Below are 20906 nucleotides of genomic sequence, written 5' to 3' on the forward strand. Positions count from 1 at the left end.
TTCGTCTCTCTCCCCCCGTGGCCCGCTCCCCCCCCCCGTAGTGCCCTCCCCGAACCCCACCCGGTCCCCAGAACGGAGAGTGTTCCCCCCCCCCCCCCCCCACCGGGGGCGACGGCGGCCCGGCGTCGGGCGCCGGGCTCAGCGGGCGTCGGTGAAGGTCTCCCCCTTCTCGGCCTTCTCCACCAGCAGCGCCGGCGGGGTGAACCGGTCGCCGTAGCGGTCGGCGAGTTCACGCGCGCGTGCCACGAAGCCCGGCAGTCCGCCCTCGTAGCCGTTGATGTACTGCAGGATGCCGCCGGTCCAGCCGGGGAAGCCGATGCCGAAGATCGAGCCGATGTTGGCGTCGGCGACGGAGGTCAGGACGCCCTCTTCGAGCAGGCGGACGGTGTCGAGCGCCTCGGAGAAGAGCATCCGCTCCTGCATGTCCCGGAACGGGATCTCGTACCCGGGCTTGGTGAAGTGCTCACGCAGGCCCGGCCAGAGCCCGGCCCGCTTCCCGTCCTCCGCGTAGTCGTAGAAGCCGCCGCCGCCGCTGCGGCCGGGGCGGCCGAACTCGTCGACCAGGCGGTCGATGACCGCCTCTGCCGGGTGCGCCTCCCAGGTGCCGCCCGCTTCCTCGACGGCACGCCTCGACTCGTTGCGGATCTTGCGGGGCAGGGTGAGGGTCAGCTCGTCCATGAGGGAGAGCACCTTGGCCGGGTAGCCGGCCTGCGCGGCGGCCTGCTCCACGGAGGCGGGCTCGACGCCCTCGCCGACCATCGCGACGCCCTCGTTGATGAAGTGGCCGATCACCCGGGAGGTGAAGAAGCCGCGGGAGTCGTTGACGACGATCGGCGTCTTGTTGATCTGCCGGACCAGGTCGAAGGCCCGCGCGAGGGCCTCGTCGCCGGTGCGCTCGCCCTTGATGATCTCGACCAGCGGCATCTTGTCGACCGGCGAGAAGAAGTGCAGCCCGATGAAGTCGGTCTGGCGCTGCACGCCCTCGGCGAGTGCGGTGATGGGCAGGGTGGAGGTGTTGGAGCACAGCAGCGCGTCGGGGTCGACGACGGACTCGATCTCCTGGAACACCTTGTGCTTGAGCGCCGTGTCCTCGAAGACGGCCTCGATGACCGCGTCGCAGCCGACGAGGTCGGCCACGTCGGCGGTGGGGGTGATGCGGGCGAGGAGCGCGTCGGCCTTCTCCTGGCTGGTGCGGCCCTTGGCGACGGCCTTGGCGCACAGCTTCTCGGAGTAGCCCTTGCCCTTGACGGCCGCCTCCAGGGCGACGTCCTTCAGGACGACGTCGATGCCCGCGCGGGCGCACGAGTAGGCGATGCCGGCGCCCATCATGCCGGCGCCGAGGACGGCGACCTTGCGGGCCTGGCGGCGCTCGATGCCCTTCGGGCGGTTGGCGCCGGAGTTGACGGCCTGGAGGTCGAAGAAGAACGCCTGGATCATGTTCTTCGAGGTCTGCCCGGCGGCCAGCTCGACGAAGTAGCGGGCCTCGATGACCTGGGCGGTCTCGAAGTCGACCTGGGAGCCCTCGACGGCCGCCGCGAGGATGTTGCGCGGCGCCGGGTACGGGGCGCCGTTGGTCTGCTTGCGCAGCGTGGCCGGGAAGGCCGGCAGGTTGGCGGCGAACTTGGGGTTGGCCGGGGTGCCGCCGGGGATCCTGTAGCCGGGCCTGTCCCAGGGCTGCTGGGACTCGGGGTTGGCGTCGATGAAGGCGCGGGCCTTGGCGAGCAGTTCCTCCGGGGTGGCCGCGACCTCGTGGACGAGACCGTTCTCCTGGGCGCGTCGCGCGTTGTACTGCGTGCCCTGGAGGAGCACCTTCAGCAGGGCGTCCGCGATGCCCAGCAGCCGTACCGTGCGGACGACTCCGCCGCCGCCGGGGAGCAGGCCGAGGGTGACCTCGGGGCAGCCGATCTTCGTCCCCGAGGTGTCGAGGGCGACGCGGTGATGGCAGGCGAGGGCGAGTTCGAAACCGCCGCCGAGGGCCGCGCCGTTGATCGCCGCGACGACCGGCTTGCCGAGGGTCTCGATGCGGCGCAGGTTGCGCTTGATGGCGAGGCCGCCGTCGAACAGGTCCTGGGCGGTCTCGGGCGTGACCCGGATCAGGTCGCGCAGGTCGCCGCCCGCGAAGAAGGTCTTCTTCGCCGAGGTGAAGATGACGCCGCGGATCGACTCCCGCTCGGCCTCGAGCCGGTCGGTGATCGCGGCGAGGGAGTCGCGGAACGCCTGGTTCATGGTGTTCGCGGACTGGTTGGGGTCGTCGAGGACGAGGGTGACGACACCGGTGTCGTCCTGCTCCCAGCGGATGGTGGTGCTCTCGGTCATGACAGTCGTCTCCGTTGAGGTCTCGTGATTCCGCGGGGAGTTCAGATGCGTTCGACGATGGTGGCGATGCCCATGCCGCCGCCCACGCACAGGGTGGCGAGGCCGTAGCGCTTGTCCTGGCGCTCCAGTTCGTCGATGAGCGAGCCGAGGATCATCGCGCCGGTCGCGCCGAGCGGGTGGCCGAGGGCGATGGCGCCGCCGTTGACGTTGACCTTGTCCAGGGACAGGCCCATGTCCTTCACGAAGCGCAGCACGACCGCGGCGAACGCCTCGTTGATCTCGACCAGGTCGATGTCGTCGATGGTCAGGCCGGCCTTGGCGAGCGCCTTGCGCGTGGCGGGGGCGGGGCCGGTGAGCATGATGGTCGGCTCGGAGCCGGAGACGGCGGCGGAGACGATCCGCGCGCGCGGGGTGAGGCCGTGGCGCTCACCGACCTCCTTGGAGCCGATAGCGACCAGCGAGGCGCCGTCCACGATGCCGGAGGAGTTGCCCGCGTGGTGCACGTGGTCGATCTTCTCCACCCAGTGGTACTTCTGCAGGGCGACCGCGTCGAAGCCGCCCAGCTCGCCGATGTCCGCGAAGGACGGCTTGAGCTTGGCGAGGGAGTCGGCGGTGGTGCCGGGTCGCGGGTGCTCGTCGTGGTCGAGGACGACCAGGCCGCTGCGGTCCTTGACCGGGACCACGGAGCGGTCGAAGCGGCCCTCCTTCCAGGCGGTCGCGGCGCGCTCCTGGGACAGGGCGGCGTACTCGTCGACGTCCCGGCGGGAGAAGCCCTCGATGGTGGCGATGAGGTCGGCGCCGATGCCCTGCGGCACGAAGTTGACGGCCAGGTTGGTCATCGGGTCGTTGAACCAGGCGCCGCCGTCCGAGGCCATCGGCACGCGCGACATGGACTCCACGCCGCCGGCCAGCACCAGGTCCTCCCAGCCCGAGCGGACCTTCATGGCGGCCAGGTTGACGGCCTCCAGGCCCGAGGCACAGAAGCGGTTCTCCTGGACGCCCGCGACCGTGTCCGGCAGTCCGGCGGCGATCGCGGCGATCCGGGCGATGTCGGAGCCCTGGTCGCCGACGGGGCCGACGACGCCGAGCACGATGTCGTCGATCGCCGCGGGGTCGAGGCCCGGGAAGCGGTCGCGGATCTCGTGGATGAGGCCGACGACCAGGTCGATGGGCTTCGTTCCGTGCAGGGCGCCGTTCGCCTTGCCGCGGCCGCGCGGGGTGCGGATCGCGTCGTACACGTACGCTTCGGTGCTCACTGGTGTGCCTTTCGGGAGGGTGGGCCGAGCGGGGTCGGTCGCCGAGGGCGGAGGGTCGTCGAGGTGCCGGGGTCAGTCGCCGTCGGCGACGAGCTCGTCGTTCACGAGGTCAGGTATGCCCCAGTCCCGCGCCACCGTCTCCGTGTCGGCGCCCGGCAGGGCCGGCCCGGTGCGCACGGTGGTGGGGGTCGCGGAGAAGCGGGGGGCGGGGGCCGGCTGGGTGATGCCGGTGTGGTCGGTGAAGGTGCCGCGGGCGGCGAGGTGCGGGTGGTGCGGGGCCTCGCGCAGGGAGAGCACGGGCGCCACGCAGGCGTCGGAGCCCTCGAAGACGACCGTCCACTCGTCGCGGGTACGGGACTTGAAGCGGGCGGCGACGCGTTCGCGCAGCTCGCCCCAGCGGGTCCAGTCCTTGCGGGCGGGGGCCAGGTCGTCCAGGTCGAGCAGGCGCAGGAACTCCTCGTAGAACCGCGCCTCCAGGGCGCCGACCGCCATGTACCCGCCGTCGGCGGTCTCGTAGGTGCCGTAGTACGGGCAGCCGCCGTCCAGGAGGTTGGCACCGCGCCGGTCCTGCCAGCCGCCGGCGGCCAGCATGCCGTGGATCATGGCGGACAGGTGAGCCGTGCCGTCCACGATGGCCGCGTCCACGACCTGGCCCGCGCCGGTCGCACGCGCGTGGTGGAGGGCGGCGAGGACGCCGACGACGAGGTAGAGCGAGCCGCCCGCGTAGTCGCCGAGCAGGTTGGCGGGGACGGCCGGGGGCTCGTCCGGCCGGCCGATCATGCCGAGGGTGCCGGTGAGGGCGATGTACGCCACGTCGTGCCCGGCGCGGTCCGCGAGGGGGCCTTCCTGGCCCCAGCCGGTCATCCGGCCGTAGACCAGACGGGGGTTGCGGGCGTGGCAGGCATCCGGGCCGACGCCGAGCCGCTCGGCCACTCGGGGCCGGTATCCCTCGATGAGGATGTCGGCCCGTTCGGCGAGGTCCAGGACGCGCGCGGGGCCGTCGGGCGCCTTGAGGTCGACGACCACCGATCGCTTGTTGCGGTTGGTCACGTCGTACGCGGGGTCGATCGCGAGGCCCGGGCCGTCGGGGCGGTCCACCCGGACGACGTCGGCGCCGAGGTCGGCGAGGAGCATGGCGGCGAACGGGCCCGGCCCGATGCCGGCCAGCTCCACCACGCGCACGCCGCAGAGCGGGCCGTCTCCCGACGTCCGCCCCGTCTCCGGTGGCTTCGGCGTCTTCGCCGTCGTCATGCCGTCCTGCCCCCAAGCACATGTGACACCAATGATGTAACACCAGTGATGCTAAGAACACGTTCCACCGGACACAAGACCTGAACGAGCAAGCGCTTAGCCAAGTGCCCGGCCGGCCCCACCGGAGGCCGCATCAACGGGACCGCACCCCTCACGCTAACCTCAGCCACCGACAGCGGCGCGGCTGGAGACCAAGGGGTGTCATGAGCAGGCTGAACAGGACGGACCGTCCCTACGACATCGTGCTCTTCGGAGCCACCGGCTTCGTCGGCACGCTCACGGCGGAGTACCTCGCCGCGCACGCCCCCGCGGACCTGCGCTGGGCGATCGCGGGCCGGGACGAGAAGAAGCTGCGGCGGCTGCGCGAACGGCTCCCCGGCGGCTCCGGCATCGGGGTGCTGCGGGCCGACGTGAACGAGCCGGCCGGCCTGCGCGCGCTCGCCGAGCAGGCGCGCGTGGTGGCCACGACCGTGGGTCCCTACGTCACCTACGGCGAGGAACTCGTCGCCGCCTGCGCGGACACCGGGACCGACTACCTCGACCTGACCGGCGAGCCCGAGTTCGTGGACCTGATGTACGTCCGGCACGACGCACGCGCGCGTGAGACCGGCGCGCGTCTCCTGCACGCCTGCGGCTTCGACTCCGTACCGCACGACCTGGGCGTGTACTTCACGGTCCGGCAACTGCCGGAGGGCGTACCGCTGACGGTGGACGGGTTCGTGACCGCCGACGCGACCTTCTCCGGAGGCACCCTGGCCTCGGCCCTGAACCAGTTCGCGCGCGGCCGGCAGCTGCTGGCCGCGGCCCGCGAACGCCACCGGCACGAGCCGCGCCTGTTCGAGCGCCGGGTGGCCGCACCGACGGGCCTGCCGCGGTTCGCCAGGGAGGTCGGCGCCTGGGCGCTGCCGCTGCCGACCATCGACCCGCAGATCGTGCGCCGCTCGGCGAGGGCCCTGGACCGGTACGGCCCGGACTTCCGCTACCGGCACTACGCGGCGGTCCGGCATCTCCCGGTCGCCGCGGGCGGGGTCGCGGCCGTGGGCGCCGTCGCGGCCGCCGCCCAGCTGCCGGCCGCCCGGCGCTGGTTGTCCGAGCGCCTCGAACCCGGTGACGGGCCCAGCGCCGAGAAGCGGGCGAAGAGCTGGTTCAGGGTGCGCTTCGTCGGCGAGGGCGGCGGACGGCGTGTCTTCACCGAGGTCGCGGGCGGCGACCCGGGCTACGACGAGACGGCGAAGATGTTCGCCGAGGCGGCCCTCAGCCTGGCCTTCGACGAGCTGCCGCCGACCGCCGGGCAGGTCACCACGGCCGCCGCGATGGGCGACGCGCTGATCGAGCGGCTGCGTGCCGCGGGGATCGTCTTCCGGGTGGCGGCAAGCCGCTGAGCGGTCCTACAGGGGCCACTGCACCAGGGTGTATATCATCCCGCAGATCCAACCGAAGCCCGCGAGGACGGCGAGTGCGAGCGCGGCGTTCACGGCACGCTCGACAGGCCGGTTCGGGTCGGCGAGGGGCTTGGGTGCACGGTGCGTCGTCATGCGGCACAGCCTGCCGACCGCCCCAGGGCGCACACATCCGTAGGGATACTCAGTCCGGGTACTCAGCCGCCGGCCGACGGCCGGGTGCTCAGCCGCCCGTCGACCGGTGCCGCTCCGCCGCCCGGGGAGCGTCGTCGCCGGAGCCGGGCGTGGGCCAGTCCCCCAGCGCGTCCGCGATCCGGTCCCGCACGGCGGCGTCCTGCGTGAGCACGGCGAGCCGGTGTGCGAGGGGGCCGATGTCCCAGCCGGCGTGGTGGTCGAAGAACGGCGGGGGCCCGGCCGCGTTGTGGGCGACCTTGGCGACCTGTTCCGCGAGGCGGAACAGCAGCAGCCGCTCGGCCGTGGGCTGTTCCTCGGGCAGGGGCGTGCCACGTCGGATCAGTTCGAACACCTCACGCCCCCGGATCCACCGGTCGCGGTCGGCGGCCAGTTCCAGGGCCGCCTCGATCTCCGCTGTCCGGCCCAGCCCCTCGGCCGCGGCCCCGAGCACCCGGCCCGCCCAGGTCACCGGGTCGCGTCGGCGCTCGTACAGGGTGCGGCCCCAGCTGCGGTCCGGGTCCGCCGCCGCCCGCTCGGCGAGGGGGCTCCTGGGACGGGTCGCCTCCTTCAACGCCCGCCTGCACAGCGAGTCCGCCCGGCGCGTCGTCTCCGGCAGCCGGTACTTCGGGGTCAGCGACAGCGTGTGCGCGAGTGCGTTGTCCAGGCCGACCCGGTGGCCGACGGAGACGAAGACCGGTTTGACGCCGTCCCGGGTGCGCAGGGCGCGGCCGACCTCCTCGGCGCCCGCAAGAAGCGGTACGGCACTGCCCCGGGCGGGCCCGGGGTCGTCGTACGCGAAGGTGAACGGGTTCTTGGCGACGCCGATGGTCGGCAGGTCCGTGAGCACGCCGAGGTGGCTGGCGAGGCCGAAGCGGCGCGGGTGGGCGAGGCCGTAGCCGTCGCACACGACAAGGCCCGGCGGGCAGGGCAGGGCGTCCAGGGCGGCCCGTACGGTCGGCAGTTCGCGGAAGGCGAGCAGCCCGGGAACGTACGGGAAGGAGATCCGGCCGACGGCCGTGGTCTCGGCGACGACCCGCAGGGTGGCCGCGTCCAGGACGACGGCCGCCGCGGCGACGAGGTCCAGTTCGTCGTCGTATGCGACGTCCACACCGGTGACATGGCCCGTCCCCGGGGGCGGTCCCGGCTCGTCGAGCACCACCCGCCCGCGCAGTTCGTCCTGTACGGCGCGGGCCTCGTCCTCGGTCGCGGGCCAGCCCGCGGGTACGCCTACGGTCGTCATGATGGCCAAGACTGTACGGTCAGCGGACGCCCTGTCGGTCCGCGGGGGTAGGCTCGTGATCATGTTCGTACTGGAGCTGTCCTACACCGCCCCGCTCGACGCCGTGGACGCCGTGCTTCCGGCGCACTCGGCATGGCTCGACGAGCAGTACGAGAAGGGTTTCTTCCTCGCCTCCGGACGCAAGAACCCCCGCGACGGAGGAGTGATCCTGGCCGTCGCGGAGGACCGCGCCCGTATCGAGGAGGTCGCCGCGGGCGACCCGTTCGTCGCCGCCGGGGTGTGCGCCTACCGCATCACGGAGTTCGTCGCCACGAAGACGGTCCCCGAGCTGGCACAGCACCGGCAGACCCTGAGCTGACCCGTCGGGGTCAGCTCTTCTTGGCGTTCAGCGCGCGCTGCAGCTGGTCCTTGTTCATGTTCGAACGGCCCTCGATGCCGCGCTGCTTGGCCTCGTTGTACAGCTGGTCACGGGTCGGGCCCTGGGAGCCGGTCCGGTTGCCGGAGCGCTGTCCACCGCGCTTGCTGGACGACATGTCCTGCGTCGAACTGCGGCTCGCGGACTTGGACTCGCCGGAGCGGGCGCGTTCCTTGTTCACGGTCCGGGCGGCGATCTCCTCGGCGCGCTTGGTGCTCTCGCCCCGGTCCTGCGCGCTTTCCTTGATGTGCTCGTACTGTCGCTCCCGCTTGGAGCTTGAACCGGCAGGCATGATCGCTCCCTTCCTCCTTCTGGTGGCGGACGAGTACCCGGGTTCCACGCGTTTACGTCAGTGCTCCAGCCGGGCCACCCGTCCGTGTTCCCCGGCCGCCCAGCAGCTCAGGTCCGGGGTGCAGTCCACGGTGTCGTACGAGCCGGTGTCGATGGTCCGCCAGGTCCGGCCGCCGTCGGTGGTCAGGTCGGTGCCGGTGGGCCCCACGGCGAGCGCGGCGCCACGGCTGTGCGGCAGCCAGGCGGCGCCGGAGCGGTAGGCGGGCGGCGGGGTGGCGGCGGGGCGCCAGGTGCGGCCGCCGTCGGCGGTGACCGCGGCGGCCTGCGGCGAGGGCTGGTCCGCGCGGTAGTCGCCGCCGACCGCGATGCCGTGGGTGCGGTCGCGGAAGGCCAGCGCGAAGACGCCCTTGGCCGAATCGCCCGCGGGAACAGGGGTGTCGGCGGCCGTCCAGGTCAGTCCGCGGTCGGCGGAGTGCAGCACGCGCGCGTGCGCGCCGCCGCCGGTCGCCAGCCAGACGTCCTTCGGCCCGGAGGTGACCAGGCACTGGCCGCTCGCCGCGAAGCCGGCCTCGCCGTCGAGGGCGGCCGGCATGCCGTCGGCGGGCAGCACCCGCCAGGAGCGGCCGCCGTCACCGGTGGACAGGATGCGGAACCTGCCGTCCACCGGGTCGCTCATGGCGAGACCGTGCCGGCGGTCGAAGAAGGCGAGGCAGTCGTAGAACGCCTTCGGGTCGGAGTTGCGGAAGGACTCGGTCCAGGTCGCGCCGCCGTCGTCGGTGCGGTAGACACGGGAGGCCTCGCCCTCGCCGATGGCGAGCACCACGGCGCGCCGCGCGTCGAACGCCTCGACGTCCCGGAACTGCAGGTCGGCCGCGCCGGGCGGAGAGACGTTCCGCCAGCTCGCCCCGCCGTCGGTGGTGCGCAGTACGGTGCCTCCGGTACCGGCCAGCCAGGCGGTGTCGCGGTTCACGGCTGCCAGCCCGCGGAAGCGCGTCTGCGGGGCGCCGCTGTTCTTCGCCTCCCAGTGCACGGCCCCGTGCCCGCGCTGCCCCGCCTCCGCGACCGGTGCCGTCAGCGCGGCCAGCGCCGCTCCGCACGCCACCCCCGCCGCCACCAGCCGGGCCGTCCGTCCCCTGCGTCGCGTGCTCCCCAAGCGCCTCATGGCGGGCGAAGCTAGCCCACCGGCCCGCCGCCGTCCAGAGGACCTTCGCGGCCGCGTGACCATGCATGAACGCGGTGACCGAGGTCACTCGTTCCCGGTGTGCACGGATCGGCCGATTCCATCGTCTCTTCCAGTGCCAGGTCACACACCCGGAAGTACATCCAGCCGTCACGAGGGAGCAAGGCGTTGTCCACCGTCATCGAGCAGCCCGTAGAGGCACGCCTCGTCGCCGCCGCACCACGCATGCCGAGCATCCCCGCGACGCTGTGCTACGACCGGCGCGATCCGTTCGCCGTCCGCATGACCTTCCCAGCCCCGGCCACGCTGGAGGGTGTAGAGGTCTGCTGGACCTTCTCCCGCGAACTCCTCGCGGCCGGGCTGCACGGCGCGGAGGGCTTCGGGGACGTGCGGGTGCGGCCGTACGGCTACGACCGCACCGTCCTGGAGTTCCACGCGCCCGAGGGCACCGCGATCGTGCACGTGCGGTCCGGAGAGATCCGGCGGTTCCTCGAGGCGACCGGCGACCTGGTGCCGGTCGGTCTCGAGCACCTCCAGCTGGACCTCGACAACGACCTGGACGAGCTGATGCGGGACGCCTGCTGACCCACCCGCGACGCTCTACGCGCGCGTGAGGAGCGCGTTCAGTTCGCCGTAGTCGAACCCGCCGGCCAGCGTCCCGTACGTCCCCTCCCGCAGCAGCTCCCGCGCGGCGCGGCGGACCAGGGCGTGGGCGGCCTCGGCGATGCCCGAGCCGGCGCTGATCCGGGCGACGCCGAGCGCGGCCAGCTCGGCGACCGTCGGCGCGCCGGGGCCCACCAGCACATTGACGGGTCCGTCGATGCCCGCGACGAGAGCCTCGACCGTCTCCGGGTCGACGGCCCCGGGGACGAAGATCCCGTCTGCGCCTGCGGCCAGGAAGGCCGCGGCCCGCTCCAGGGTGACGTCCACTCCCCCGGCACCGCGCAGGAAGGTGTCGATCCGCGCGTTGACGAACAGCGGCACGCGCGCGCTGTCGGCGGTCGCTCGGGCGGCGGCGATCCGCTCCGCCTGTTCGGCGACCGGCCTCAGGGGCTCACCGCCCGCCTCGTGGCGGCCGTCCTCGATGTTGACGCCGACCGCCCCCGCGACGATCGCCGCCCGCACGGTTTCGGCCACCCCTGCGGCGTCCTCGGCGTAGCCGCCCTCGATGTCGGCGGTGACCGGGACTCCGCGTACGGCGTCCGCGATCCGGGCGACGGCCTCGATAGCGCGGTCCCGGTCGAGCCGGTCCCCGTCGGCCGTGCCGAGCGCCCAGGCGAGCCCCGCGCTGGTGGTCGCCACGGCGGGCGCGCCGGCCTCCACGACGACGGCGGCGCTCACCGGGTCCCAGGCGTTCGGCAGGACGAGCGGACGGCCGGGCACGTGCAGGGCGCGGAAGGACAGGGCGAGGTCGTGCAGCGGGTACCGAAGTGTCATGGGGGCAAGCCAACCAGCCGGGGCGGGGCGGCCGCTGGCAGGAATCCGACGCGAACGTGGGCCCGGTCCGGCGGCTCGCGACTAATTGCGTTGACACCCTTTCCGCGCCGCTCTTACGGTGTACGAGGTCCTGTTGCCGTCGATTGGAGAAGGACGTTGCTCGTCTGAGGTCCTGAGACACCGCGCTCACACCGGTGAGGTGTGCGTGGCGTTCGACCTCGGCGTCCGAGCCGTCCTCCGGCACAGGCCTTTTTTCATGGCCCCCCGTGCCCCAGGCCCTTCGGCTTCCGCCTCGCGGTGTCTCGACAAGCGCCCGCCCAGACCGCACCCAGCAACCGCGAGGCCTCATGTCTACTTCTCTCACCTGCACGTCCCTGTCCTTCGCCTGGCCCGACGGCACCCCCGTGTTCGACGGCCTCGACATCGCGTTCGGCCCCGGCCGGACCGGCCTCGTCGGCGTCAACGGATCGGGGAAGTCCACCCTGTTGAAGCTGCTCGCAGGCGAGCTCACTCCGGCCGACGGCACCGTCAGGGTGACCGGCGAGGTCGGCCACCTGCCGCAGAACGTCACGCTCGACACCACGCTCCGGGTCGACGAGGCCCTCGGCATCGCCGCCCGGCGGGTCGCCCTGCACGCCATCGAGGCGGGCGACGTGTCCGAGGAGCACTTCGAGACCGTCGGCGACGACTGGGACGTCGAGGAGCGGGCCCTGGTCACCCTCGGCGAACTCGGCCTCGGCCACATCGGCCTGGACCGTACCGTCGGCGAGGTGTCCGGCGGCGAGTCGGTGCTGCTGCGCCTGGCCGCGCTGCTGCTGCACCGCCCGGACGTCCTGCTCCTGGACGAGCCCACCAACAACCTCGACGTGTACGCGCGCCGGCGGCTGTACGCGGCCGTCGCCTCCTGGCCCGGCGTGCTCGTCGTGGTCAGTCACGACCGCGAACTCCTGGACCTCGTCGACCAGATCGCCGAGCTGCGCTCCGGTGAGGTCGCCTGGTACGGCGGCAACTTCTCGGCCTACGAGGAGGCACTCGCCGTGGAGCAGGAGGCGGCCGAACGGATGGTGCGCGTCGCCGAGGCGGACGTGCGCAAGCAGAAGCGTGAACTCGCCGACGCCCAGGTCAAGCTGGCCCGCCGCAGGCGGTACGGGCAGAAGATGTTCGAGCAGAAGCGCGAACCGAAGATCGTCATGGGGGCTCGCAGGCGCGCCGCCCAGGAGTCCGCGGGCAAGCACCGCCTCATGCACGAGGAGCGGCTCGCCGGGGCGAGGGAGCGTCTGGACGACGCGGTGGACGCCGTGCGCGACGACGACGAGATCCGTGTCGACCTGCCGTACACGGCCGTGCCGCCCGGCCGGGAGGTGCTCACCCTGGAGAACCTGGAGACGGCCTACGGGGCGCGCGTCGAGGGGATCCTCGACCTGCGCGGCCCGGAGCGGATCGCGCTCGTCGGACGCAACGGCGCCGGCAAGACGACCCTGCTGCGGACCGTCGCCGGGGATCTGGCGGCGGTGGCCGGCGAGGCGCGGGCGCACGTCCCGCTGCGATTCCTGCCGCAGCGCCTGGACGTGCTGGACGACGAGCTGACGGTCGCCGAGAACGTGGCCCGGTTCGCGCCCGGCGCCACCAACAACCGGATCCGGGCGCGGCTGGCCCGCTTCCTGTTCCGGGGCGCACGGGCCGACCAGAAGGCAGGGACGCTCTCCGGCGGCGAACGCTTCCGGGCGGCCCTGGCCGCTCTGATGCTCGCCGAGCCCGCACCCCAGTTGCTCCTGCTGGACGAGCCGACCAACAACCTGGACATGGCGAGCGTCCGGCAGCTGACCTCGGCCCTGGAGTCGTACGAGGGTGCCCTGCTCGTCGCCAGCCACGACCTGCCGTTCCTGGAGTCGATCGGCATCACCCGGTGGCTGCTGATGGAGGACGGAGGACTGAAGGAGACCACGCCCGAGGCTTTCGCGGATCCGGCCTGACCGGCGCGACGGGGAGTCTCAGGAGGGGCACAGCCTGACAACGAGGGTTTTGTCCAGGCCGGAGCGCCCTGCATGATGGCGGACCGGCGCCCTTCACGGGCGCCGGAACCGCACCGCCGATTCGAAAGGCCCCTCGTGCCCAGCAAGAAGGCCCTCGTCCGCCGCCCCAGCCCGCGCCTCGCCGAAGGCCTGGTGACGCACATCGAGCGGGAGAAGGTCGACGCGGACCTCGCCGTCGAGCAGTGGGAGGCCTATGTCGAGGCGCTCGGCGCGCACGGCTGGGACACGATCGAGGTCGACCCGGAGGACGACTGCCCGGACTCGGTGTTCGTCGAGGACACCGTCGTGATGTACAAGAACGTGGCGTTGATCACCCGGCCCGGTGCCGAGTCCCGGCGCGCGGAGACCGCCGGTGTCGAGGAGGCGGTCGCGCGGCTCGGCTGCTCGGTGAACTGGATATGGGAGCCGGGCACCCTGGACGGCGGTGACGTCCTGAAGGTGGGCGACACCGTCTACGTCGGCCGGGGCGGGCGCACCAACGCGGCCGGCGTGCAGCAGCTGCGGGCCGCCTTCGAGCCTCTGGGCGCGCGCGTCGTGGCCGTTCCGGTGAGCAAGGTGCTGCACCTGAAGTCGGCGGTCACCGCGCTGCCGGACGGAACCGTCATCGGGCACATTCCGCAGGTCGACCGGCCGTCGCTGTTCCCGGGCTTCCTGGCGGTGCCGGAGGAGTCGGGCGCGCACGTGGTGCTGCTCGGCGGCCACAAGCTGCTCATGGCGGCGAGCGCCCCGAAGACGGCGGAGCTGCTGACCGACCTCGGCCACGAGGTGGTCACGGTGGACATCGGCGAGTTCGAGAAGCTCGAGGGTTGTGTGACGTGTCTCTCGGTGCGCCTGCGGGAGTTGTACGCCTGACCGGGTGGTCCCGTCCCTCCGACAGCCCCGGGACCTGCGGGTCCCGGGGCTGTTCGGCATGCTGTCCAGAAGCCGGTCCGTACCCGCTGATCAGCGATCTTTACAGCGGCCTTAACCTACGGCTTCGTAACCTACGGCTTCGTAGCCTACGATCTCGTAGGTTTCCCGGCACCGCTCGCCGGACCGTCCCCTTTCTCTCCCCCTTCTGTTCGGCGTCCCCCTGGAGTTCCCGTGACGATCACCTCCCCTCACCTCGGCAGCCCGTCCGTGTGGACCGACGCGCGGCTGCTGTACGCGCTGGAGGAAGTGGTCGAGAAGGAGCTGAACCGGCATCTGAAGGTCGCCAAGGACTGGATGCCGCACGAGTTCGTGCCGTGGAGCGACGGCCGCAACTTCCCCGGCCAGTTCGAGGACGGCGAGGCCTGGGACAAGGAACAGTCCAAGGTGACGGAGATCGGCCGCATCGCCCTCGTGGTCAACCTGCTGACCGAGGACAACCTGCCCAGCTACCACCACGAGATCGCCTCGCTCTTCGGCCGCGACGGGGCATGGGGCACCTGGGTGCACCGCTGGACCGCCGAGGAGGGCCGGCACGGCATCGTGATGCGCGACTACCTGCTCACCTCGCGCGCGGTGGACCCGGACAAGCTGGAGCAGTTCCGCATGGCGCACATGAGCGAGGGGTTCGAGTCCGACAACCGGCACTCGATGCTGCACTCGATCGCCTACGTCGCCTTCCAGGAGCTGGCGACGCGGATCTCGCACCGCAACACCGGCCACCAGTCCGGTGACCCGGTCTGCGACCGCATGCTGGCCCGCATCGCGACCGACGAGAACCTGCACATGGTCTTCTACCGCAACCTCCTGAAGGCCGCCTTCGAACTCGCCCCCGACCTGACGATGCAGGCGGTCCGCGACGTCGTGGTCAACTTCCGTATGCCCGGCCACGGAATCCCCGGCTTCGAGCGTGCCGCCGCGCAGATGGCGATCGGCGAGGTCTACAACCTGCGCATCCACCACGACGACGTCCTGCAGCCCGTGCTGCGCTTCCTGAAGATCATGGAGATCGACGGCCTCGGCCCGGAGGGCCGCCAGGCGCAGGAGGAACTGGGCCTGTTCATGGGCGGCCTGGACACGGAGGCCGCCAAGTTCGACGAGAGGCTGGCGGCCCGCAGGGCGCGGATGGCGGCGCGGGCAGGAGCCTGAACGGGCCTTGCCCGCTGAACCGGAACGGCCCACCCGCGCGACGCGGCGTGGGCCGTCGGTCCGAGCCGCCTCTGTGGCGCCGAGGGCGCACGCGCGCGCACGCCCTCGGCAGGGAGCGGTCACACCCCGTGCCGGGCCGAGCCCGGCGGCTCCCCGGTGGCCGCTGTCAGCGGGACGTGCGCCGCAGGGCGAGCCGCTCCTTCTCGGAGAGGCCGCCCCAGACGCCGAAGCGTTCGTCGTTGTCGAGCGCGTAGTCGAGGCAGGCGGAACGCATCTCGCACATGCCGCAGATGCGCTTCGCCTCGCGCACCGAGCTGCCGGGCTCGGGGAAGAAGAAGTCCGCCCCGGTCTGCGCGCACAGGGCCTGCGACTGCCAGGCGGTGTCGGCCGGGGTGATCGTTTCGATGTGCATGGCCAGGATCGTGCCGTGCGGCGAAAAACGTTCGATCAACGCGCGGTCAACGGCGCGGCCGGGGCCCCTTCCGCCCGTCGACGCTCCCTCCGGAGCTGCGGTCCGCCCCGATGATGCTCCCCCCGGACATGCCCGCGCACGGCGGCGCGCGGCAGCGGTGTGAAGACCCGGAGAACCCGGCGGGGCACCCAGGGTGACGGCAGGCGTGGTTCCGGCGCGCGGCCGTGTCCCGGCAGCGGTTGTCAGTGGGCGGTGCCAGACTCGGCAGTGCAGAGGACCGGACCCCTTTCACGGGCCCCCTTTCAAGGAGGGCGAAGATGCTCACCACCCGTTTCGTCAACGGCGCGCCCAACTGGATCGACGTCGGCACCCCCGACCTCGACGGCGCCCTTTCCTTCTACGGCGGTCTCTTCGGCTGGCAGTTCCAGTCGGCGGGACCGGACGCCGGCGGCTACGGCTTCTTCCAGCTGGACGGCAGGACCGTCGCCGGCGGCATGCAGACCGGCCCGGAGCAGGGACCGCCGGCCTGGACGGTGTACTTCCAGAGCGAGGACGCACAGGCCACCGCCAAGGCGGCCGAACAGGCGCACGGCCGCGTGCTGTTCCAGCCCATGGACGTGATGGGCCAGGGGCACATGGCGGTCCTCGCCGACCCGGCGGGCGTTCCGTTCGGGCTCTGGCAACCCGGGCAGACCAAGGGCGTGGACGTGGCGAACGAACCGGGCGCGCTGTGCTGGGTGGAGCTGTACACGCCGGACATCGCGGCGGCCGCGGCGTTCTACCACCAGGTCCTGGGCCTCGAGACCTCGGGCGTGCCGTTCCCGGGCGGCACGTACACGTGTGTCAACCCGAGCGGCGCGGGCGAGGACGCGATGTTCGGCGGCATGGTGCCGCTGGCCGACGACCCGAAGGAGGCGGAGGCCGGCCCGTACTGGCTGCCGTACTTCGAGGTCGAGGACACCGACGCCGTGGTCGAGAAGGCACAACGGCTGGGCGGCACGGTGCGTATGCCTGCGACGACGCTGGAGGGCGTGGGCCGCATGGCCAAGCTCGCCGACCCGTACGGGGTCCGTTTCGCGGTGATCAGGAGCGAGCCGCCGCAGGGCTGAACCGTCACCCGCCGCGGGACGCCTAGGCGGACGCGCGTCGTATCAGGGTCGTCGGCAGGACGACGCCGGAGGCGGCCGCGTCCGACGGCGCCGCGTCACGCGCCCGGCCGGCCTGGCCGCGCAGCAGCAGGCGGGCCATCAGCCGGCCCATCTCCTCGATGTCCTGACGGACCGTGGTGAGGGGCGGGTCGGACTGTTCCGCGACGGGCAGTACGTCGTCGAAGCCGATCACGGCCACGTCCTCGGGCACGCGGCGGCCCCGCTCGCGCAGCACGCGCAGGGCGCCGAGCGCGGTGAGGTCGTTGGCCGCGAACACCGCGTCCACGTCCGGGCAGCGGTCGAGCAGCTCCCGCATGGCGCGTTCACCGCCGCCCGGGGTGAAGTCGCTCTCCACGACGAGCCGGGGATCGGCGTCGCCCATGACGTCCCGGTAGCCGTCGAGCCGGTCCACCGCCGAGGTCTGGTCCAGCGCGCCGGTGATGTGGGCGATCCGCCGCCGGCCGAGGCCCACGAGATGGCGTACGGCCTCGCGGGCGCCGCCCCGGTTGTCGCTGTCGACGTAGACCGGGCCGGGAGTGCCGTCGTTCCAGTCGGGGCGGCCGCCGAACACGGTGGGCACGCCCGCGTTGCGGATCAGGCCGGGCAGCGGGTCGTCGAGGTGGAGGGAGAAGACGAGCGCGCCGTCGACATGGCCTCCGGCGAGGTAGCGGGCCACACGGGCGTGGTCGGCGCGGCCCTCGGTCAGCAGCAGCACGAGCTGGTTGTCGTGTGCGGTCAGCTCCTTGCTGATGCCGCGCAGCTGCAGCGCGAAGAAGGGGTCGGCGAAGACCCGGGCCTCTGGTTCGGCGATGACGACGGCGACGGCGTCGTGCCGCTTGGTCACCAGGCTGCGGGCGGCCTGGTTGGGTACGTACCCGAGTTCCTCGACCGCCTGCCGGACCCGTTCGACCAGGGGCTCCCTGACGCCGTCCCCGCCGTTGACGACCCGTGAAACGGTGGCCCGGGACACCCCGGCCCGCGCTGCCACGGCCTCCAGCGTGGGACGCGACACTGCCTCGGTCACTTCGGGACTCCTCATCGGCGGCTGGCGATCAGGATAACCGTGCCGGGCCGGGTCGTAGGGGCTCGGAAAAGGGGTTGCGCCGGAGCGTGCGGCCCGGTGACCATCGCCGCATGACGACGAGAAAGGCTCATGCCGGCTGAGCGCCCCGAGACGCGGCTCGCGCCCTACGCACGGCTGCCGCGCAGCTACCACGACCGGTCGATCGTCCACAGCTCGGTCGACGCCTTCGGCCGGGCGCACTGGCTGCTCACCGAACTCCCGCCCGAGCGGCAGGGAGCCGATCCGTACGACGCGCTGGTGGTGACCCTGGACGACGGCGCGTGCCACGAGACCTGGCTGAGCGCGGTGCTGCCCTGGCGTCCCCGCCTGGAGGCGCTGCCCGACGGCGGGTTCGTGCTGGCGGCAGCCCGCGCGGCCAAGGACGACGGGCAGCAGGTCCAGGTGTTCGACGCACTGGGACGGGCGACCCGTACGTTCCGTGTGGGAGACGGGATCGAACACCTCCTGGCGGATCGCGTGGGAGAACTCTGGCTCGCCTACTTCGACGAGGGCATCTACGGCGACGACGAGCTGAGCGCGGCGGGCCTGCGCCGCTGGAGCGTCACGGGCGAACCCCTGTGGGCCTACGGTCCGGTGCCCGGCGCGCGCTGGATCGACGACTGCTATGCCCTGAACGTGGCCGGCCGTACCGCGTGGGCGTGCCCCTACATGGACTTCCCGCTTCTCGAGGTCGGCGAGGACCGGACCGTACGGGTGCGGCAGAACCCGGTGCGGGGCGCCGGCGGCCTGGCCGTGCACGGTGAACGGACCGTGTTCTTCGGTGGGTACGGCGACGACCGCGACCGGTTGGTCGACTGCCGACTGACGGGGACGTCCGTGGAGCCGGTGGGCGAGGGCCGCCTGGTCCGCCCCGGCGGCGGCCGGATCGGCCGGCGCCGGGTCGTCTCCCGTGGCTCCCGGATCTACGTCCAGACCGAACCACTCACCGAGTGGAACGTGCTCGACCTCGCGTGAGGATTGTGCACAGCCGGTCATCCACAGGCCGGTCATCCACAGGCCCGGCCCGTTGTCAGTGGCGTGCTGCATCCTGTGATCAGTGGCGGAACACGCGCCATGGACCACGGGGAGGCAAGGTGTTCAGGGGGATCGACGACGTCGACTGGGCGTCGATGGGACATGCGTACACGGAGTCGGCGACCGATGTGCCGGAGCTGCTGTGGGGGCTGGCGTCAAACGACCCGGAGCGCCGGGAGATCGCGCTGGACGGCATGTACGGCGCGGTGCACCACCAGGGGGATGTCTACGACAGCACGGTCGCCTGCGTCCCCTTCCTCTTCGAGCTGATCGCGAACCCGTCGGTCGCCGACCGGGGTGCCGTGATCGGGCTGCTGTGCAGCATCGCCCACGCCTCGGAGGAGGACGAAGACACCGAGGACACCGAGGAGGAGGACTTCGCGGAGTTCGACGCGGACCAGCACGAGGAGTGGCTGAGGCACTTCTTCGTGGCGCGGGACATGGTCCGCGAGCGCGCCGGGGCCTTCCTCGGGCTGCTCGGCGATCCGGATCCCGGGGTGCGCGCCGCCGTACCGGGTGCGCTCGCCCGGCTGCACCCGGACCCCGTACGGGTGTTCGACGTCCTGCGCGACCGCGTGCCCGCGGAGACCGACCCCGAGGCCGCCCGGTCGCTGGCGCGTGCCCTCGGCACGCTGGCCGTGCGGCACCCGGCCGACCCGGGCGCCGAGGCGGTCCGGGTGCTGCGGGATCTGGTGTCCGGCACCCCCGATCCCCAGCTGCGGATGACGGCACTGGCCCGGCTGGGGCGCTGCGCACCCGGCGAACTGCCCCCGGACACGGCCGAGATCGCGCTGGACGTGATGCGGCTGGCTCGGGAGACGGACGAACTGGGCCCGCCGCCGGCCGCCCCGGACCGGCCCCGCACCGACACCCTCATCTCCCGCGTGCGCGAGCTGCACGCGGAGCACCGCCGCAACCTCGACCTGGACGACGCGGCGGACCTGCTCGAAGAGCTGCACACGGAGCTGCGCGACCGCGTCGACATACGCTTTCCGCTCCTCGTCGGACAGTTGGGCAGCCCGAGCCCTCGACAGCGCCGGCATGCCGTCGGCACGGCGGGGCGGCTGCTGACCGGTTGGCGGGCCCCCGACGACGAGCCGCTGCTCGCACTGGCCCGGCTGCTCGCCGACGACGATCTGCGCCTGCAGAAAGCGGTGCTGTCCGAACTGCGGTATCTGGCACCTGCCGCACACCGGATCTCCGAGGGAGTGGCGGCCTACCTGGAGAGCTGGGAGCAGCGGCCGCTGGAGACCGGCACACCGTTCCGGGACCTGGCCGTCGGCATGGCCTTCGAGGTGCTGGCCCTGCAGGGCGACGACCGGATCGTGCCGGCGCTCGCACACATCCTGGAAGTGGTCGAGATCCCCGAGAGACTGCCACGCTGGCTCGAGGCGCTCGGCCCGGAGGCGGCGGCTCCGCTCGTCCCGGTACTGCACGACCGGCTGGCCGAGCTGGACCACCGCACACCAGGTGCCGGCCTGGACCGTCTCGTCCAGGCCCTGGCCGTCCTCGGGCACGCCGACTCGCTGCCCCTGCTCACCAGCGTCCTGGGCGACGCCGAGCACTTCCGCACGACGGAGGAAGTGCTGCGGGCCCTGTCCCGATACGGCTCACGAGCGGCCGAAGCTACGCCCCTGGTCCGCCGGTTGTGGGAGGACGGCGCTGTCGCGGACGAGCACCGGATTCATGTCGCCGAGGCCCTGTGGTCGCTGACCGGGGACGCCGCGGCGGTGCTGCCGGTGGTCGACGACAGCCTGCGTGCGCCGACCTGGTGGCAGTGGTCCGCCGCGATACGCGTGACCGAAGCGCTCGGCCGGTCGGGCGCTGCGCTCGCAGCCCGGTTGCGCGAGCTGATCGCGGCCGATCACACCCCCGCCCGGGCGGCCGTCGCCCTGTGGCGGGTCACCGGAGACCCGGAGGAGGTGCTGCCCGTGCTCCTCGGCCAGTGGTCGGCCATCCCTACGGAACGCCCCGCCATGGCCGCCTGCCTGGCCGCCATGGGCCCCGCCGCGGCCCCGGCCCTCCCGCTGATACGCACGGAACTGAACTCCCCCCGCCGCCACAACAACAACGGCTCCAGAGGCAACATGCGCTACGACGTCGCCGCGGACGTGGGTCTTCTGGCGGACTGCGGCCGGATATTGGCGGGGTTCGGCGAGCACGCCGGTGCCGCCGTCGGCTAGAGCCTTTCGACACA

18 protein-coding genes and 1 pseudogene are annotated in these 20906 nt (G+C 72.5%); 9 read left to right on the forward strand and 10 right to left on the reverse strand.

Annotation, left to right across the window (positions count from 1 at the left end; genetic code table 11):
• Positions 1-138: 138 nt before the first annotated feature.
• The 3 genes from AC07CM_RS42230 to AC07CM_RS42240 all read right to left on the reverse strand — a co-directional run bounded on the left by AC07CM_RS42230 (position 139) and on the right by AC07CM_RS42240 (position 4823).
• Positions 139-2316 (reverse strand): 3-hydroxyacyl-CoA dehydrogenase NAD-binding domain-containing protein, encoded by a 2178-nt coding sequence (locus AC07CM_RS42230; RefSeq protein ID WP_478881853.1) that lies wholly within the window; start codon positions 2314-2316, stop codon positions 139-141.
• 41 nt (positions 2317-2357) lie between these two features.
• Positions 2358-3572 carry an acetyl-CoA C-acetyltransferase gene (locus AC07CM_RS42235; RefSeq protein ID WP_478881854.1) on the reverse strand — a complete coding sequence of 405 codons (1215 nt, stop codon included), beginning with the start codon at positions 3570-3572 and terminating at the stop codon, positions 2358-2360.
• Positions 3573-3644: 72 nt separating this feature from the next.
• Complete coding sequence (locus tag AC07CM_RS42240) at positions 3645-4823, reverse strand: CaiB/BaiF CoA transferase family protein (RefSeq protein WP_478881855.1); 1179 nt, start codon at positions 4821-4823, stop codon at positions 3645-3647.
• A 203-nt stretch (positions 4824-5026) separates the two neighbouring features.
• On the opposite strand from AC07CM_RS42240, the gene AC07CM_RS42245 reads away from it, so the two are divergent.
• A complete protein-coding gene (locus AC07CM_RS42245; protein WP_478881856.1) occupies positions 5027-6205 on the forward strand; it encodes a saccharopine dehydrogenase family protein in 1179 nt (392 codons plus the stop codon).
• A gap of 6 nt (positions 6206-6211) precedes the next feature.
• Here AC07CM_RS42245 and mmpA read toward each other — a convergent pair whose 3' ends face one another.
• Together mmpA and AC07CM_RS42255 are read right to left on the reverse strand one after the other, a co-directional pair.
• Positions 6212-6358 carry a morphogenic membrane protein MmpA gene (gene mmpA, locus AC07CM_RS42250; RefSeq protein WP_478881857.1) on the reverse strand — a complete coding sequence of 49 codons (147 nt, stop codon included), beginning with the start codon at positions 6356-6358 and terminating at the stop codon, positions 6212-6214.
• 595 nt (positions 6359-6953) lie between these two features.
• Positions 6954-7637: pseudogene (locus AC07CM_RS42255) on the reverse strand (endonuclease V); the annotation flags it as partial.
• Between the two features lie 61 nt (positions 7638-7698).
• Between AC07CM_RS42255 and AC07CM_RS42260 the strand changes: the two are divergent.
• Entirely contained in the window at positions 7699-7995 is a 297-nt protein-coding gene (locus AC07CM_RS42260) for a YciI family protein (protein WP_478881858.1), read from the forward strand.
• Between the two features lie 10 nt (positions 7996-8005).
• On the opposite strand, the gene AC07CM_RS42265 is transcribed toward AC07CM_RS42260, so the two are convergent.
• Together AC07CM_RS42265 and AC07CM_RS42270 are read right to left on the reverse strand one after the other, a co-directional pair.
• On the reverse strand, positions 8006-8344 hold the full coding sequence (locus AC07CM_RS42265) for a plasmid stabilization protein (RefSeq protein WP_478881859.1): 339 nt from the start codon (positions 8342-8344) through the stop codon (positions 8006-8008).
• 57 nt (positions 8345-8401) lie between these two features.
• Complete coding sequence (locus AC07CM_RS42270) at positions 8402-9505, reverse strand: WD40/YVTN/BNR-like repeat-containing protein (RefSeq protein WP_478881860.1); 1104 nt, start codon at positions 9503-9505, stop codon at positions 8402-8404.
• Between the two features lie 186 nt (positions 9506-9691).
• Here AC07CM_RS42270 and ssgD point away from each other — a divergent pair, with 186 nt between their 5' ends.
• Positions 9692-10108: a spore wall synthesis regulator SsgD gene (gene ssgD / locus AC07CM_RS42275; protein ID WP_478881861.1), complete on the forward strand. Its 417-nt coding sequence runs from the start codon at positions 9692-9694 to the stop codon at positions 10106-10108.
• A gap of 15 nt (positions 10109-10123) precedes the next feature.
• On the opposite strand, the gene AC07CM_RS42280 is transcribed toward ssgD, so the two are convergent.
• Complete coding sequence (locus tag AC07CM_RS42280; RefSeq protein WP_478881862.1) at positions 10124-10960, reverse strand: isocitrate lyase/PEP mutase family protein; 837 nt, start codon at positions 10958-10960, stop codon at positions 10124-10126.
• A gap of 347 nt (positions 10961-11307) precedes the next feature.
• On the opposite strand from AC07CM_RS42280, the gene AC07CM_RS42285 reads away from it, so the two are divergent.
• The 3 genes from AC07CM_RS42285 to AC07CM_RS42295 all read left to right on the forward strand — a co-directional run bounded on the left by AC07CM_RS42285 (position 11308) and on the right by AC07CM_RS42295 (position 15051).
• The gene (locus tag AC07CM_RS42285) at positions 11308-12933 is read left to right on the forward strand and encodes an ABC-F family ATP-binding cassette domain-containing protein (protein WP_478881863.1); all 1626 of its coding nucleotides are present in this window, start codon (positions 11308-11310) and stop codon (positions 12931-12933) included.
• Positions 12934-13068: 135 nt separating this feature from the next.
• Positions 13069-13845 (forward strand): dimethylargininase, encoded by a 777-nt coding sequence (gene ddaH / locus AC07CM_RS42290; protein ID WP_478881864.1) that lies wholly within the window; start codon positions 13069-13071, stop codon positions 13843-13845.
• 231 nt (positions 13846-14076) lie between these two features.
• On the forward strand, positions 14077-15051 hold the full coding sequence (locus AC07CM_RS42295) for an acyl-ACP desaturase (RefSeq protein ID WP_478881865.1): 975 nt from the start codon (positions 14077-14079) through the stop codon (positions 15049-15051).
• Between the two features lie 166 nt (positions 15052-15217).
• Here AC07CM_RS42295 and AC07CM_RS42300 read toward each other — a convergent pair whose 3' ends face one another.
• Positions 15218-15463 (reverse strand): WhiB family transcriptional regulator, encoded by a 246-nt coding sequence (locus tag AC07CM_RS42300; RefSeq protein ID WP_478881866.1) that lies wholly within the window; start codon positions 15461-15463, stop codon positions 15218-15220.
• Positions 15464-15780: 317 nt separating this feature from the next.
• On the opposite strand from AC07CM_RS42300, the gene AC07CM_RS42305 reads away from it, so the two are divergent.
• Positions 15781-16572: a VOC family protein gene (locus AC07CM_RS42305; protein WP_478881867.1), complete on the forward strand. Its 792-nt coding sequence runs from the start codon at positions 15781-15783 to the stop codon at positions 16570-16572.
• A 22-nt stretch (positions 16573-16594) separates the two neighbouring features.
• Here AC07CM_RS42305 and AC07CM_RS42310 read toward each other — a convergent pair whose 3' ends face one another.
• On the reverse strand, positions 16595-17635 hold the full coding sequence (locus tag AC07CM_RS42310) for a LacI family DNA-binding transcriptional regulator (protein WP_478881868.1): 1041 nt from the start codon (positions 17633-17635) through the stop codon (positions 16595-16597).
• 129 nt (positions 17636-17764) lie between these two features.
• On the opposite strand from AC07CM_RS42310, the gene AC07CM_RS42315 reads away from it, so the two are divergent.
• Together AC07CM_RS42315 and AC07CM_RS42320 are read left to right on the forward strand one after the other, a co-directional pair.
• Entirely contained in the window at positions 17765-18649 is an 885-nt protein-coding gene (locus tag AC07CM_RS42315; protein ID WP_478881869.1) for a hypothetical protein, read from the forward strand.
• A 119-nt stretch (positions 18650-18768) separates the two neighbouring features.
• Positions 18769-20892, forward strand: coding sequence for a HEAT repeat domain-containing protein (locus AC07CM_RS42320; protein WP_478881870.1), 2124 nt, complete (start codon positions 18769-18771; stop codon positions 20890-20892).
• The last annotated feature ends 14 nt before the right edge of the window (positions 20893-20906 follow it).

Source organism: Streptomyces sp. NPDC044061 (assembly GCF_056434305.1).

Bases quoted from the DNA above. Each gene is read 5' to 3' on its own strand.
- AC07CM_RS42260 (WP_478881858.1), top strand. From the start codon at position 7,699: ATGTTCGTACTGGAGCTGTCCTACACCGCCCCGCTCGACGCCGTGGAC.
- AC07CM_RS42305 (WP_478881867.1), top strand. From the start codon at position 15,781: ATGCTCACCACCCGTTTCGTCAACGGCGCGCCCAACTGGATCGACGTC.
- AC07CM_RS42265 (WP_478881859.1), bottom strand. From the start codon at position 8,344: ATGCCTGCCGGTTCAAGCTCCAAGCGGGAGCGACAGTACGAGCACATC.
- AC07CM_RS42230 (WP_478881853.1), bottom strand. From the start codon at position 2,316: ATGACCGAGAGCACCACCATCCGCTGGGAGCAGGACGACACCGGTGTC.
- AC07CM_RS42315 (WP_478881869.1), top strand. From the start codon at position 17,765: ATGCCGGCTGAGCGCCCCGAGACGCGGCTCGCGCCCTACGCACGGCTG.
- AC07CM_RS42240 (WP_478881855.1), bottom strand. From the start codon at position 4,823: ATGACGACGGCGAAGACGCCGAAGCCACCGGAGACGGGGCGGACGTCG.
- AC07CM_RS42270 (WP_478881860.1), bottom strand. From the start codon at position 9,505: ATGAGGCGCTTGGGGAGCACGCGACGCAGGGGACGGACGGCCCGGCTG.
- AC07CM_RS42280 (WP_478881862.1), bottom strand. From the start codon at position 10,960: ATGACACTTCGGTACCCGCTGCACGACCTCGCCCTGTCCTTCCGCGCC.
- AC07CM_RS42285 (WP_478881863.1), top strand. From the start codon at position 11,308: ATGTCTACTTCTCTCACCTGCACGTCCCTGTCCTTCGCCTGGCCCGAC.
- AC07CM_RS42300 (WP_478881866.1), bottom strand. From the start codon at position 15,463: ATGCACATCGAAACGATCACCCCGGCCGACACCGCCTGGCAGTCGCAG.
- AC07CM_RS42245 (WP_478881856.1), top strand. From the start codon at position 5,027: ATGAGCAGGCTGAACAGGACGGACCGTCCCTACGACATCGTGCTCTTC.
- mmpA (WP_478881857.1), bottom strand. From the start codon at position 6,358: ATGACGACGCACCGTGCACCCAAGCCCCTCGCCGACCCGAACCGGCCT.